Annotated in this window: 13 protein-coding genes; 7 read left to right on the plus strand and 6 right to left on the minus strand. The window is 62.7% G+C overall.

Annotated elements, in window-relative coordinates:
* The first annotated feature begins 28 nt into the window (after nucleotides 1-28).
* From J5Y06_RS18900 to J5Y06_RS18920, 5 genes are read left to right on the plus strand one after another with little or no spacing between them, the layout of a single operon-like run.
* Entirely contained in the window at nucleotides 29-1,624 is a 1,596-nt protein-coding gene (locus tag J5Y06_RS18900) for an ABC transporter substrate-binding protein (RefSeq protein WP_209336757.1), read from the plus strand.
* A gap of 24 nt (nucleotides 1,625-1,648) precedes the next feature.
* Nucleotides 1,649-2,677: an ABC transporter permease gene (locus J5Y06_RS18905; protein WP_209336758.1), complete on the plus strand. Its 1,029-nt coding sequence runs from the start codon at nucleotides 1,649-1,651 to the stop codon at nucleotides 2,675-2,677.
* Nucleotides 2,674-3,522 carry an ABC transporter permease gene (locus tag J5Y06_RS18910; RefSeq protein ID WP_209336759.1) on the plus strand — a complete coding sequence of 283 codons (849 nt, stop codon included), beginning with the start codon at nucleotides 2,674-2,676 and terminating at the stop codon, nucleotides 3,520-3,522. The genes J5Y06_RS18905 and J5Y06_RS18910 overlap by 4 nt, the downstream gene beginning before the upstream one ends.
* Nucleotides 3,519-4,520 carry an ABC transporter ATP-binding protein gene (locus J5Y06_RS18915; protein ID WP_209336760.1) on the plus strand — a complete coding sequence of 334 codons (1,002 nt, stop codon included), beginning with the start codon at nucleotides 3,519-3,521 and terminating at the stop codon, nucleotides 4,518-4,520. Before J5Y06_RS18910 ends, J5Y06_RS18915 begins: the two co-directional genes overlap by 4 nt.
* Nucleotides 4,513-5,514, plus strand: a complete 1,002-nt coding sequence (locus J5Y06_RS18920; RefSeq protein ID WP_245248108.1) for an ABC transporter ATP-binding protein — start codon at nucleotides 4,513-4,515, stop codon at nucleotides 5,512-5,514. The genes J5Y06_RS18915 and J5Y06_RS18920 overlap by 8 nt, the downstream gene beginning before the upstream one ends.
* Before the next feature lie 20 nt (nucleotides 5,515-5,534).
* Here J5Y06_RS18920 and J5Y06_RS18925 read toward each other — a convergent pair whose 3' ends face one another.
* Together J5Y06_RS18925 and J5Y06_RS18930 are read right to left on the minus strand one after the other, a co-directional pair.
* Nucleotides 5,535-6,260: a TetR/AcrR family transcriptional regulator gene (locus J5Y06_RS18925; RefSeq protein WP_209336762.1), complete on the minus strand. Its 726-nt coding sequence runs from the start codon at nucleotides 6,258-6,260 to the stop codon at nucleotides 5,535-5,537.
* Between the two features lie 19 nt (nucleotides 6,261-6,279).
* Nucleotides 6,280-7,542 carry a four-carbon acid sugar kinase family protein gene (locus tag J5Y06_RS18930; protein ID WP_209336763.1) on the minus strand — a complete coding sequence of 421 codons (1,263 nt, stop codon included), beginning with the start codon at nucleotides 7,540-7,542 and terminating at the stop codon, nucleotides 6,280-6,282.
* Between the two features lie 133 nt (nucleotides 7,543-7,675).
* Here J5Y06_RS18930 and J5Y06_RS18935 point away from each other — a divergent pair, with 133 nt between their 5' ends.
* Complete coding sequence (locus J5Y06_RS18935; RefSeq protein ID WP_209336764.1) at nucleotides 7,676-8,323, plus strand: class II aldolase/adducin family protein; 648 nt, start codon at nucleotides 7,676-7,678, stop codon at nucleotides 8,321-8,323.
* 3 nt (nucleotides 8,324-8,326) lie between these two features.
* A complete protein-coding gene (locus J5Y06_RS18940; RefSeq protein WP_209336765.1) occupies nucleotides 8,327-9,130 on the plus strand; it encodes a shikimate dehydrogenase family protein in 804 nt (267 codons plus the stop codon).
* Nucleotides 9,131-9,186: 56 nt separating this feature from the next.
* Here the strand turns inward: J5Y06_RS18940 and J5Y06_RS18945 are convergent, their stop codons facing one another.
* The 4 genes from J5Y06_RS18945 to J5Y06_RS18960 are packed head-to-tail and all read right to left on the minus strand — an operon-like array spanning nucleotide 9,187 to nucleotide 13,035.
* Nucleotides 9,187-10,236 carry an extracellular solute-binding protein gene (locus J5Y06_RS18945; protein ID WP_209336766.1) on the minus strand — a complete coding sequence of 350 codons (1,050 nt, stop codon included), beginning with the start codon at nucleotides 10,234-10,236 and terminating at the stop codon, nucleotides 9,187-9,189.
* 38 nt (nucleotides 10,237-10,274) lie between these two features.
* Nucleotides 10,275-11,075 carry an ABC transporter permease gene (locus J5Y06_RS18950; protein ID WP_209336767.1) on the minus strand — a complete coding sequence of 267 codons (801 nt, stop codon included), beginning with the start codon at nucleotides 11,073-11,075 and terminating at the stop codon, nucleotides 10,275-10,277.
* Entirely contained in the window at nucleotides 11,072-11,941 is an 870-nt protein-coding gene (locus tag J5Y06_RS18955; protein WP_209336768.1) for an ABC transporter permease, read from the minus strand. The genes J5Y06_RS18950 and J5Y06_RS18955 overlap by 4 nt, the downstream gene beginning before the upstream one ends.
* A complete protein-coding gene (locus tag J5Y06_RS18960) occupies nucleotides 11,938-13,035 on the minus strand; it encodes an ABC transporter ATP-binding protein (RefSeq protein ID WP_209336769.1) in 1,098 nt (365 codons plus the stop codon). Before J5Y06_RS18960 ends, J5Y06_RS18955 begins: the two co-directional genes overlap by 4 nt.
* Between the last annotated feature and the right edge of the window lie 165 nt (nucleotides 13,036-13,200).

Raw genomic sequence — 13,200 nt, forward strand, 5'->3', positions numbered from 1 at the left:
AACACATGATGGACAATGGGAGACTGTGATGACGACCATCGCGCGAATTCTTGCATCCGGGAGCACGGCCCTTGCCGTTCTCGCAGCCTTAGGGGCGACACCGCCGGCCGCTGCCCAGGAGCAGCCGCTGGTGATTGCCCGTAACCTCGAGATCAACTCGCTCGATCCGCACCGGGCTTTTTGCGACACCTGCCAGATTTATCTCAGCTCCACCTACCAAGGGTTGGTAAAGCTCGCCGCCGACGACCGCTCCGTCGAGCCTTCGCTTGCCACTGAATGGACCGCAAACGAGGATCAAACGCAGTTCACCTTCAAGCTTGCTCCGGACGCCGTTTTTTCCGACGGGTCGCCGGTGGAAGCCAAGGATGTGAAGTGGACCTTCGAGCGCTTGAAAAACATCCAAGCCGACCCGTCCTTCATGATGAGCGGCGTGACCTCCATCGAGACGCCGGACCCGAAGACGGTCATCGTCAACATGGAGAAGCCAAATTCCGAGTTCATCGGGATCCTGGCGGCGCCCTATACCGGCATCATCAACAGCGACGTGGCGAGCGAGAATGGCGCAGTGGCCGGTGCGGATGCCGCAACGACGGATCAGGCGGAAACCTGGTTCCTGTCCAATTCCGCCGGCAGCGGACCCTATGTCCTCGACACCTATCGCGCGGATGACGAACTGCGCTTCCGTGCCAACGACAAGTTCTGGGGCAAGGCTCCGCCGATCAAGGAGATCGTGATCGACCAGTCGGCGGATGCCGTTTCGCAGGCGCAGATGCTGCAAAGCGGCGCTGCCGACATTGCGATGCAGGTCGATCCAGATACCGCTGAAACCATCAACTCCCCGGACATCACGATCGAAACCGTGCCGTCCTACAACTTCATCTATGTCGTGTTCTCGCCGGGGGCTGCGGGCAACCAGGTGCCGCTCGACCGCGAGGTGCGCCAGGCGCTGGCCTACGCGATCGACTACCAGGGTGCGATCGACTTCACCGTCGGGGGCAATGGCGCGTTGCAGGCGTCGCCGATCCCGAACGGCTTCCCCGGCACCGACGACCTGCCGATGCCGGAAGAGAACCTCGAAAAGGCCAAGGAGCTGCTGGCGGCGAAGGGTCTACAGGACGGTTTCTCGGTCGACGCCACCGTTGCCGCCATGAACGTCTACGGCGTGGATCTCGCCATGCTGATGCAGAAGATCCAGCAGGACCTCGCGCGCATCAACGTCACGCTCAACATCCAGCCGGTCGCTTCGGCGGTTTGGCGCCAGCAGATCACCGATCCCGGCATTCCGTTCAGCGCGCGCTTCTACGCTCCGGACTACTACGGCTCGGCGCAGTATGTGCAGTTCTTCGGAATGATCCCCGGCTCCTGGTGGGAACGCAATGCCAGCCAGAAGGGCAAGGTCGACCTGGTGAACCAGAAGGAAGTGGATCTCCTGCAGCAGGCACTCGCAGCCTCCGGCGACGATGTTGCCCGGCTTTATCGCGAAATCGCGCTGGAGATGATCAACGACCGGATCATCGTGCCGGTGGTTAGCCCGAACCTCGTGCTTGCTTACCGCAACACTGTGGAAGGCGTTCGCTACAGCGCCTGCTGCAACCTTCCCCTCGCTGAGCTCAGCAGGAAATAAGGCAGGCAGAAGCAGGGCGTCACGATGTTTGCCTATGTCGCAAAACGGCTCATCGCGATGCCCTTCCTGCTTCTGGGCGTGATCACGGTCGCCTTTCTTCTGACCCACTTCACGGCTGCCGATCCGCTCACCTCGATCATCGGGGAGCGGCAAATGAACAACCCGCAGGTGGTTCAGGCTGCGCGTGAACGCTGGGGGCTCGACCAGTCTCTCCCCGAACAATACGCCATCTATCTTGGCAATCTCGTCACCGGCGATTTCGGAACCTCGTTTCGGACGCGCCAGCCCGTCGCGCACGACCTTCTCCTGCGCCTGCCGGCGACGCTGGAACTGGTGATCTCCGCGATGCTGCTCGGCACGTTTTTCGGGGTGACACTCGGGGTTCTGGCGGCCCGCTTCCGCGATGGCATGATCGACAACCTGGCCCGCCTGTTCGCGCTTGTCGGCGCATCGGCGCCGGTGTTCTGGTCGGGACTGGTGGTTCTGTTTGTGTTTTCGGTGCAGCTCGGCTGGCTGCCCGGACCCGGGCGCATCGACAGTCGTGCTGTGGCTCCGCCCTTTGTCACCGGCTTCTTCACGGTCGATACGCTGCTTGCAGGAGATTGGGCGGGCTTTCGCAGCGTGCTGCTGCATCTGATCCTGCCCGCTTCTGTTCTCGGGTGGACGGTGACAGGCATCGTTTCCCGCATGGTGCGGGCTTCCATGCTCGATGTTCTCAGCCAGGAATACATCCTTGCAGCACGGGCAAAAGGCGCGAGCCCGGTCCGCGTGCTGCTACACCATGCGCTGCGCAACGCCATGCTGCCAACCCTCACCATCATCGGCTTTTCCTTTGCCTACCTGATCACCGGCGCGGTGTTGACGGAGGCCATCTTTGCCTGGCCCGGCATCGGGTCCTATGCCGTGGCGGCTGCGCGCGGCCTCGATCACCCCGCGATCATCGGCGTGACCATCGTCGGCGGAGCGGCGTTTCTGATTTCCAACCTTTTGACCGATCTTGCCTATGCGTTCGTGGATCCCCGCGTGAAGCTCGGCGGGCGAGCGGGCGCATGAGCGTTGTCGTGCCCACGCAAAGGCGATGGCGGTCCGTGGTTCCGGCCTGGGCCACGCTGCCGCTTGTCGGCGGCGGCGTGATCATCCTGTTGTGGGTGATCATCGGTTTCACGATCCCCTTGTGGGCGCCCTATGACCCGGTGAGCCTCGCCGGCATGCGGTTCCAGCCGCCAAGCGCGGAACATTGGCTCGGCACCGATGCGCTCGGCCGCGATGTGTTCACGCGCACGCTTTACGGCGTGCGCCATTCGTTTCCGATCGCCGTTGTCGTGATCGGCTGCGCGCTTGTGATCGGCTGCACGGTGGGGGCCATCGCGGGCTATGTCGGCGGTCTCCTCGACAGCGTGCTGATGCGCCTCGTGGATGTCACCTTGTCGTTTCCGGCCATCCTGCTTGCCATGGCGGTGACGGCATCGCTGGGGCCGGGGCTTGGCAACGCCGCCATCGCAATGGTGATCGTGTGGTGGCCGATCTATGCCCGCCTGATGCGCGCGCAGGTGCTTTCCGTGCGAAACCGCGAGCACGTGGAAGCCGCAGTTGCATCCGGTGCCACCCGTCCCCGCGTTCTGATAAAGCACATCCTGCCCCTGTGCTGGAGCCCCATCATCGTCAACGCCACCATGGATTTTGGGCAGGTCGTGCTTTTGGCTGCGAGCCTTTCGTTTATCGGTCTCGGCGCCGTGCCGCCAACGCCGGAATGGGGCCAGATGATTTCCGATGGTGCCCTTCAATTCTACCGCTGGTGGATCGCACTCGGACCCGGCCTTGCGATCCTGACGGTTGTGCTCGCGTCGAACTTTCTTGGCGACGGGCTGCGCGACTTCCTGGATCCGAGAGCGAAATGACAGCACCGCTGCTCCAGATCGAAGACCTGACCGTCTCCTTCGGAAACCGCTCCGGTGCCGCGTTCCAAGCGGTGAGTGGCGTCGACCTCACCGTGCGGGCGGGCGAAGTTCAGGGCATCGTGGGCGAGTCCGGTTCCGGCAAAAGCGTCACCATGCTGGCCGTGATGCAACTCCTTTCGCCAAGCGCGGCCATTGCCGGATCCATCAAGCTCGACGGCCAGGAACTCACCGGGCTGTCCGATCGGCAGATGCGAAAGATCCGCGGCGCGCGCATCGGCTACATCTTTCAGGACCCCATGACTGCGCTGAACCCGCTCCTGACGGTAGGGCAGCAGATCTCGGAAGCGGTGCGCATCCACAAGCCGGAGGCTAGCCGAAGCGAGGCGAAACAGCGCGCCGTGGAGCTTTTGCGCCTAGTGGCGATCCCGATGCCCGAAAAGCGCGCCGAGCAATATCCGCATGAGTTTTCGGGCGGCATGCGACAGCGCGCGGTGATCGCCATGGCGATGGCGAACGAGCCCGACCTCCTGATCGCAGACGAGCCGACAACCGCCCTGGACGTCACCATTCAGGCGCAGATCATGGAACTGCTCGACCGCCTTCGGCGGGAAAAGGGAGTGGGCATCGTCCTTGTCACCCATGATCTCGGCGTGGTCGCCGGTGTCGCGAAGAGCCTGTCCATCATGTATGCCGGCCGGATCGTGGAGCGAGGGCTGGTGGACGACGTGTTCGCCGCCCCCCATCACCCCTACACACGAGGTCTTCTCGACAGCCTGCCGCAGATGGATCAACGGGTCGAGCGCCTGCGCGCAATTGCCGGCGCGCCGCCGCCGATCAGCGCACGGCCATCCGGCTGCGCCTTTCATCCCCGCTGTTCCTATGCGATCGAGCGGTGTCTTGTGGAACGACCACCCCTACGCCCTGTGGGGCCGGTGGAGGCTGCCTGCCATCGGGCGGAGCATGTTGCCGCCGAAAGCCGTGCGAGGCAGGATGCCTGACGCCACCGTGGAGCCGCAGCCCCGTCCGCTCCTATCCGTCCGGAAGCTTGTGAAGGAGTTTCCGATATCCGGAGGATGGTTCCACGCGTCGTCCGGCGCCGTGCGCGCCTTGTCAGAGGTCAGCTTCGACATCGGGCATGGTGAAACCCTCGGCCTTGTAGGCGAGTCCGGCTGTGGAAAATCCACCCTCGCGCGCTGCATCGCCCGCTTGCTGCAACCGACCTCCGGTGAGATCGTTTTCGACGGGATCGACCTTGCTCCGCTTGGGCACAAGGACATGCGTGCGCTGCGCAAGCGGATCCAGTTCGTGTTCCAGGACCCGCACGCCTCGCTTCATCCGCGCATGAAAACCGGCGACATCATCGCCGAACCGTTGCGCATGGAAGGCGGCTCCAAGGAGAGCAAGCGCCAGCGCGTGGCAGAGCTCCTCGACCTGGTGAAGCTCGACCCGGGTCATGCCAATCGCTATCCGCATGAGTTTTCCGGCGGTCAAAGACAACGCATCGGCATCGCACGGGCGTTGGCGCTGCAACCGGAGCTGATCATCCTTGATGAGCCTGTGTCTGCCCTGGACGTTTCCATCCAAGCCGGCGTGCTCAATCTCCTGAAGGACCTTCAGGACCAGTTTCGCTTGTCGTATCTCTTTATCGCGCACGACCTTTCGGTTGTGCATCACCTCTGCGATCGCATCGCGGTGATGTATCTCGGCAAGATCGTGGAGATCGGCGAACGCGACCGCTTGTATGCGGCGCCGAGCCACCCCTACACGAACGCGCTGCTGTCAGCCGTTCCTCTGGCTGATCCCCAAAAGGAGCGCGCGCGCCAGCGCGTCGTGTTGCAAGGCGACGCGCCGAGCCCCAGCAATCCGCCTTCGGGCTGCCGTTTTCGTACCCGCTGCCCACGGGCGCAGCCGCTTTGCGCGGAAAAAGAGCCGCCGCTCGAGGGCAAGGCAGGCGGCACAAGGGCGGCTTGCCACTTCCCGCTGACCGGCTAGTGGCGACCGTTACCTGAGCCTCATGTTTCGCGCGCAAACGGGTTGCTCGCCATCTGTTCCAACGGAATGTAGAGCCGATCGATCGCCTTTTGCGTGAGCGGCTTGCGCGGCAGGAACTCAGGCAGGAAGCGGCGCAGGTAATCGATCGCGCCGGCTGTCGCTTCCTTGCGGAAATCTTCCGTTATGAAGCCGTGGCGGCCATATGACAGCGCCCAGATCCCGTCCATGCTGGCGCCGGCGATTTCCAGCCGATCCACGAAGTCGGGGATGTGCGGCATGTAGAAATAGGCCTCGAACAGGCGCTCTCGGCTGCGCGCGATCCGTGCATTGCCGGAAAGATCCGCATTGCGCACGGCGACGCTCACGCCGGCTCCAAGAAAAAGGCGCAGTGCTGCGGGACGGCTGTTCTGGAAGGCCGCGGCGCGCGCGTGCTTCATATGCAGCATGTCCTGCCAGCTTTGCGGTTCCGGATCCGCCAGCGGCTCGATGGAAAGCCGGTAGATCTCTTCGTTGAAGCGCAAGGCAAGGGCGACGAAGGCGGCGTTACGGTTGGGAAAGAAGTGATAAACCGACGCGAGCGGAATGCCGGCTGCTTCGGCGATCTGGGCGAGGCTGATGTCCTCGTCGCTGTTTTCCGCCAGAAGCTGTTCCGTGGCATCTAGCAGGGTGTTGTACCGCTCGAGGCCCCGCCGCCGCATCTGGCGCGAAGGAAGAAGATCTGTTCGGGGCGCCGTTGCTTCCGTCAAAACGCGCAGGGTTCCTTTTCTAAGCGTTAGATCCGCCGGCCATTGCCTCAACAGCGCGCAGCAGGATGTCGTCCGAGCCGAGTTTACCGGGTTTGAGGTAGAGCGATAGGGGCAGCGGCGTTTCGGCAATACAGAAGCCAGTGCCCAGGGCGGACTCCGGCAAGGCACGGACGCGGCTGATGCCAAGGGCTTCCACCACGGCACCGGAGGTTTCGCCGCCCGCAACAGCCAAGCGGCGGACGCCACGCTCCACGAGGCCCTTGGCGATCCTGGCAAGCAGCCTTTCCGCCTTTTTCGCGGCCGCCACGGAGCCCAAGGCAAGCTGCGCCTCGTCGACGCGGACCTGTTCTGTGGCCGTGGTGATCGCCAGAGGCTGGGCCCCGATATGGAGGTCGGCCCACCGCAGCGCGTTTGAGACCAATGCGTCTTCTGGGCGTTCATCGAGGATGTCGATGGTAAGAACCGGATGATGCTGGTGGAAAGCGGCTAGTTGCGCCAGGGCAACCGGCCCGACGCTTCCCACCAGTACGGCTGCCGGTCCGGTGGCCTCAACAGGAGCGGAGATCCCAGCGCCATCAGCCCCTTTTGCGCAAGCCTTGGCCAAAGCGATGATGTGCGCGTCGCTGCCGATTGTGGTGCGGTCGCGGCTGGCGATCTGCGCCCCAACCGCGGCATCCGTGTCGTCGGAACAATCCATCATGATGTAGTCGAAGCCTTCGGCAGCCAGTTCTGCCAGGTGTGCGTCAGCGGGACCCTGGCCGGCATGCAAGGCGCTGTGCGGCAACAACCCGACGCGTGCTCGCGTTTGGCGCGACAGAGTCCGCACGAGATCAGGATCACTCATGGGGGTAAGCGGATCGAACCGCTTGATCGATTCCGACACCAGCCTTGCTCTGTAAAACAGATAGCCCTGGTGCACGGTGGTTCCGAAACGCGGGAAACCGGCGCTCAACAGAAGCGGCCTTTGGCGATAGCGGCGGGCCAGAAGATCAGCAACAGGGCCGATATTGCCATCATCGGTGGAATCGAAGCTGGCGCAGACCTTATAGGCGATCCGGGTGCAGCCGGCAGCATCGAACCGCTCCGCGATCGCTTCCACGTCGGCAACCGCTTCCGTCGCCGGGGCCAACCGCGTGCGCGTCCCCACCACGAAGACTTCGCAGGGTTCGAGCGACGCCACTTCCGCGCTGTCAAACAACACAGGGCACCGAATGCCGGCCCCTTCGATGTAGCCGGCAATCATCAGCCCGCCTGTGAAATCATCCGCAATGATCCCGAGCATATGCCCACCCAAAGATGACAATCTTTTCGACCTTCCTGACATAAGCACGGGAAGTTTTACAGAGATATCCCACCGATCCGTTGAGGTTTCTCGAAGTTTCGACTAGCTTTGGAGAAATAGAGGGGGGTGGACCATGGATGAGCAGCAGGCGCGGGAGCGGATCGTGGAGGCCGTCCTTTTCCTTGAAGAAAAGGGGCTCAACCACGGCAGCGCCGGCAATGTCAGTCTCCGCCTCGGTGACCATCTGCTGATCACGCCCACAGGCGGCCGCGGCAGCTGGCTGAAGCCAAAGGATATCGTCCGTTTATCGCTGGACGGAACCGTGCAGGGCGATGGCATCCCGTCAAGCGAATGGCGGTTCCATACCGGGATCCTCGGTCGTCGCCCCGAAGCACAAGCGGTGGTGCACACTCATGCGGACTGCTGCGTGGCGCTCAGCTGTTTGCGCAAGCCGATCCCGGCCTTTCATTACATGGTGGCGAGTTTCGGCGGCAACGCCATCCCTGTTTCGCGCTATGAGCCGTTCGGGTCCAAGGCCCTCGCGGAGGCAGCTGTGGAAGCGATCGAAGGACACTATGCGTGTCTGCTCGCCAATCACGGCATGATCGTCACGGGTCGCAGCCTGCAGCATGCGCTTGATCTGACGGTGAAGCTGGAGACCCTCGCGCGGCAATACATCCTGGCCTGCCAGGCGGGTGACCCGGTGATGCTGAGCGACGAAGACATGGTTGAAGTGCACCGCCGCTATGGCAACTACGGCACCGCCGCCATGCCGGAGTGATCGATGCGGATCACCGGCAAAACCCGTATCATGTTCATCCTGGCGGATGCGGTTGATCATATTGTCGGCTCGCATGTGCTGAACGAGGCGTTCGCGGCCATGGAGCTCGACGTGGCGGTTTCGCCTTTGTCGGTTGCGCCGGAGGATCTGCCGCGCAGCCTCGAGATGATCCGCAGCCTGCGCAACGTCGCAGGCTTCGGTGTCACCATCCCGCATAAGATGTCAGTTGTTCCCCTGGTCAATCACCTGACGGACGCAGCCCGCGCGATTGGGGCCGTGAACTTCGTGCGCCGCGAGGCGGATGGGAGTTTGACCGGGCATAACATCGATGGTGAGGGATTTCTGGCTGGTCTCGCAGTTCATGGCGTCACACCCGTGGGTGCGCGGGTGCTGCAAGCTGGGGCAGGCGGGGTCGGGCGGGCCATCGCCTTTGCGTTGGCCGACGCCGGCGTGGCGTCGATCCATCTTCTCAACCGCGACGAGACGAAGGCTCGAGATCTGGTGGAGGCCGTCGCTCGCCAGGCGCCGCAGATCGAGATCGCCGCCGTCGCGGATCGCGATGCGCTGCAGAACACGCGCTTCGATCTCATCATCAACGCGACTTCCGTGGGCATGCATGCCGACGATCCGTTGCCGCTTCCGCCGACTTGGATCGGCTCTGGCTCGGTGGTGGCCGAGGTCATCATGAAGCCGGCAATCACATCGCTCCTCCACGAGGCGGAGCGGCGTGGCGCGAGGGTCGTGCCCGGGTTGGCCATGATGCAACCGCAGCCGCGCCTTGTCGCGCGCTTCCTCGGCCTGACCTGAAACAGCAACTAAAAAGGCCGGCTGAGCCGGCCTTTTTACGAGCGGAAAGCCGGGGATTACTGGGCGAGCCAGGCAGTCCAGCGCTCGCGCAGGGCCGCACGGTTGGCGCCAATCCACTCGAAGTCCGGGTCCACCAGGACCTCGTAGTTCGCGGGGTAGGTGGCATACAGCTTCTGTTCTTCTTCAGGCAGCTTCTGGAGGCCCGCCGAAGAGGACGTCGCGTAGCCGACCGTCTGGATGAAGGGCGGGTGCCCTTCTGAGTTGCCATAAAAGAAGTCGATGTATTTCAGCGCCCCTTCCGAGTTCGGCGCATCCTTCAGGATGGACATGTAGCCGGTATCGCGAATGGCGCCCTCCCAGGCCATCCCAAGCGGCGCGCCATCCTTGATGGTTGCCAGTGAACGGCCGGAATAGGACATCGCCATCACGACTTCCTTGTCGCGCATGATCTGCTGCACCTGGTTGCCCGTTTTCCACCAGACGGCGACATGCGGCCGGATCTCGTCGAGCTTCTTGTAAGCGCGGTCGAGATCCATCGGGAACAGGTCTTCGCGGGCGACGCCATCGGCGAGAAGCGCCACGGCCGGCACCCACCAGTCGCGGTCACCCGTATCCGGCAGGCCACGCGGTCCGGGGAACTCTTGCACGTTCCAGAAATCGGCCCAGTTCTTCGGCTCTTTCCCGCCAAAGGCTTCCTTGTTGTAGGTCAGAACCATGCCGCCGGTGGTCCGCGCCACGCCCTTGTCCGTGCAGGCACCTTCCAAGGCGAACTTCTGGACGTTTTCCAGCTCTGCGCAGGGGATGGTGAGAAGGATATCAGCCTTTTCGATGAGGTCGGGGCCGGTTGCCGTCACGATGTCGAACTCGACATTGCCGCTGCGCACCATGCCTTCCGCGCGTGCCCATTGATCGGGGACTTCGATGTCAAAGGGAATGACTTCCGTTCCGGTCGCCTCCTGGAAAGGCTTGTACATGTGTTCCTCAAGCGTGTTGCGCATGAGGCCACCGGTTGTGGCAATGACGATCTCGTCGGCCACGGCCTGCGAGGCGGTGGTGGCAAGCAACGCCGCTGCGAGCAAGCTTCCGAAGTGCTTCCTGTTTTTCATGTTCAGCCTCCTTTGCTGAGTTCCCTTATGGTTCAGGATCATTGCCCTTCCGCGCCCTTGTTGCGGTCGGCCATGTGCTTGAGCACGGCCGCCGCCAGAAGAACGAGAATGGACAAGAGCGTCAGCAGAACCGCAATGGCCGGGATGATGGGCGTGAGGTTCTGCTCGATATCGTCAAACATCATGCGCGGCAGCGTCTTGTCGCGAATGCCGGCAAGGAAAAAGGCGATCACCGGCTCGTCGAACGAGATGATAAAGGCAAACAAAGCGCCGGAAATCACGTTCGGCAGGATGATCGGCAGGGTCACGAGCCGGAACGCGTTGAAGCGGCTGGCGCCGCAGCTCATGGCGGCATCTTCCAAGGCCGGGTCGACGCTGGTCAACGCGGCTGCCACCGTGAACACGGTAAATGGCATGGCAATCACCGAGTGCGCCAGAACATAGCCGAGCGTGGTGCCGGACAGGCCTGCGTTCTGGAAGAACAGGTACAAGGCCACCGCGAGCGCGATATGCGGCACGACGATGGGCCCGATCAGAAAAGCCTGGAACAGCGTGCCCATGGCATTTGCGCCTCGCACGAGCGCGTAGGTGGCCATGGTTCCGACCACGGCGGTGGTGATCGCCGTCAGCACCGCGATTTTCACGCTGAACCAGGTCGAGGCCATCCAGCGCGAGTCGGTGAAGAAATCGCCAAACCAGCTTAGCGTCAGCCCCTGCGGGGGGAAGGTGAGGTAGGTGGTTTCGCTGAACGCCATCGGCAGGATCACGAGGATCGGCAGCAGAATGAAAACCAAGACGGCGTAGACGTAGGCATGCAGGAGAAGGGAGCGCGGGTTCATGCGCGTCCTCCCATCATGCGATCGAACTGGAAGACCTTGCTGAAGATTAGCGTGATCACCGTCACGATCAGCGTGAGAACACCCACCAAGGCTGCCGCGAATGGCCAATCAAGGTTTTCGCGCATCTGCTGGGAGATCAGCGTGGCGATCATCATTTCCTGGGGTGACCCCAGGAGCGACGGCGTGATGAAATAGCCGAGGGCGGTCAGGAACACGAGAATGAAGCCGCCGATGATGCCCGGCATGGCAAGAGGCAGGGTCACTTCCCAGAAGGTGCGCAGCGGACCGGCTCCGCAGATGGCGGCGGCGCGATTGTAGGCCGGCGGGATGTTGCGCAATGCGCCATAGATCGGCAGCACCATGAAGGGCATCAGCACGTGGGTCATGGCGACCACGACGGCTCCTTGCGTGTAAAGAAGGCGCAGGGGCTCCGAGGTGAGGCCGATTGCCTGCAGGAAGCCGTTCACCATGCCGTTGCGCTGAAGAAGGATGGCCCAAGCCGCCGTTCTCACCAGCACCGACGACCAGAACGGCAAAAGGATGCAGGCGGTGATCAGGACGGCTTTCGGGCCGCGGGAGTTTGCCATCAGCACGGCAACCGGCAGCGACAACACGAGCGACAAGATGCTGACCAGCAAAGCAATCCGGAACGTGCGCAGGAGGACGGTGGCGTAGATCGGATTGTCGAAAACGCGCTCGTAGTTTGCCAGTGTCGGCGTCGGCTCGAGGACGGAAATGGAAAGCAGGTTGCCGAGCGGATAAAGAAAGGCCACGAACACCAGCAGGAAAAAGGGTCCCATCAGCAGCAGAATGGCGCCCTTGGACATCTGGCGCCCATCCGCTTCGAAGAAGCCCGGCCCCTTCATGCGGCATCTCCGGATGGATAAAGCAGGACTGCTTCGGGAGGCATCCGTATGCCAATTGTGTCGCCCGAGCGCACGTTCGCTTGGCCGGCGCTTGGCATTCGCAGCCGCACTTCGCTGCCGTCATCCAGATGCGTGATCAGCAGGCTGCCAGCGCCTGCGTAAACAACATCGCGCACAGTGGCTTTCCAGGTGCCCGCTTCGCCTGGAGCGGCCACGGAAAGGCGTTCCGGACGCACGGCCAGAACGGCAGCACCCGGGCGGATCGGCTCGATCAGGGCTTCGGCTGGCAGGCGAATGTCCTGGTTGTTGGAGAAGGTGGCCTTCTCGCCGTCCCATGTCACCGGCAGGATGTTCATCTCGCCAATGAAGCCGGCGGCGAACAGGTTCGACGGGCGCTCGTAAAGCGAGCGGGCGGGCGAAACCTGCTGCAAGCGGCCGGCCTTCAGGATGGCGATGCGATCGGCCATCGTCAGCGCTTCGCCCTGATCATGCGTCACAAACACGACGGTGAAGCCGAGTTCGGCATGCAGCCGCTTGATCTCGATCTGCATTTCTTCGCGCAGGTTCTTGTCGAGCGCGGACAAGGGTTCGTCCATGAGGAGAACGCGCGGGTTGTAGACGATCGCCCTGGCCAGCGCGACGCGCTGCTGCTGGCCGCCCGACAGCTGTTTCGGCATGCGTTCCGCGTAGCCGGAAAGGCGTACCACCTCCAAAGCCTGCTCGGCCTGGCGCCTGCGTTCAGCCTTGCCGATCCCTCGCATCTTCAGGGGAAAGGCGACATTGTCGCCGACGCTTAGATGCGGAAACAGCGTGTAATGCTGAAACACCATGCCGATGTTGCGCTTGTTGGGCGGCAAGCCAGTGCAGTCCACGCCGTCGATCAGGATCTGACCTGCGGTGGGCCGCTCGAAGCCTGCCACGCTCATCAGAACCGTTGATTTCCCCGAGCCACTCGGTCCCAGCAGGGCAACAAACTCGCCGGCGTCGATGGTGAGCGACACATCATCCACCGCCACAACGCTGCCAAACCGCTTTCCCAGCCCCCGGATCTCGATCAGAGCACCCTTGCTGTGTGGGCTGGCGGCTTGAGGCATGTTTGGCTCCATGTCTTCAGTTCAAGCGAAAAGGATGAGCAGAGTTCACGCTACACGATATATCCTTAACCTCAAGGATTTTGATTACTGCCTGTGAGAGGCTGCACAACGTCTCCCCAGAACAGGTGTTTCGCCCGCACCTCGTCCCGAAGAATCCCGAAGTTC

Origin of the sequence: Tianweitania sediminis (assembly GCF_017813335.1) — a bacterium.
Taxonomy (GTDB): Bacteria; Pseudomonadota; Alphaproteobacteria; order Rhizobiales; family Rhizobiaceae; genus Tianweitania; species Tianweitania sediminis.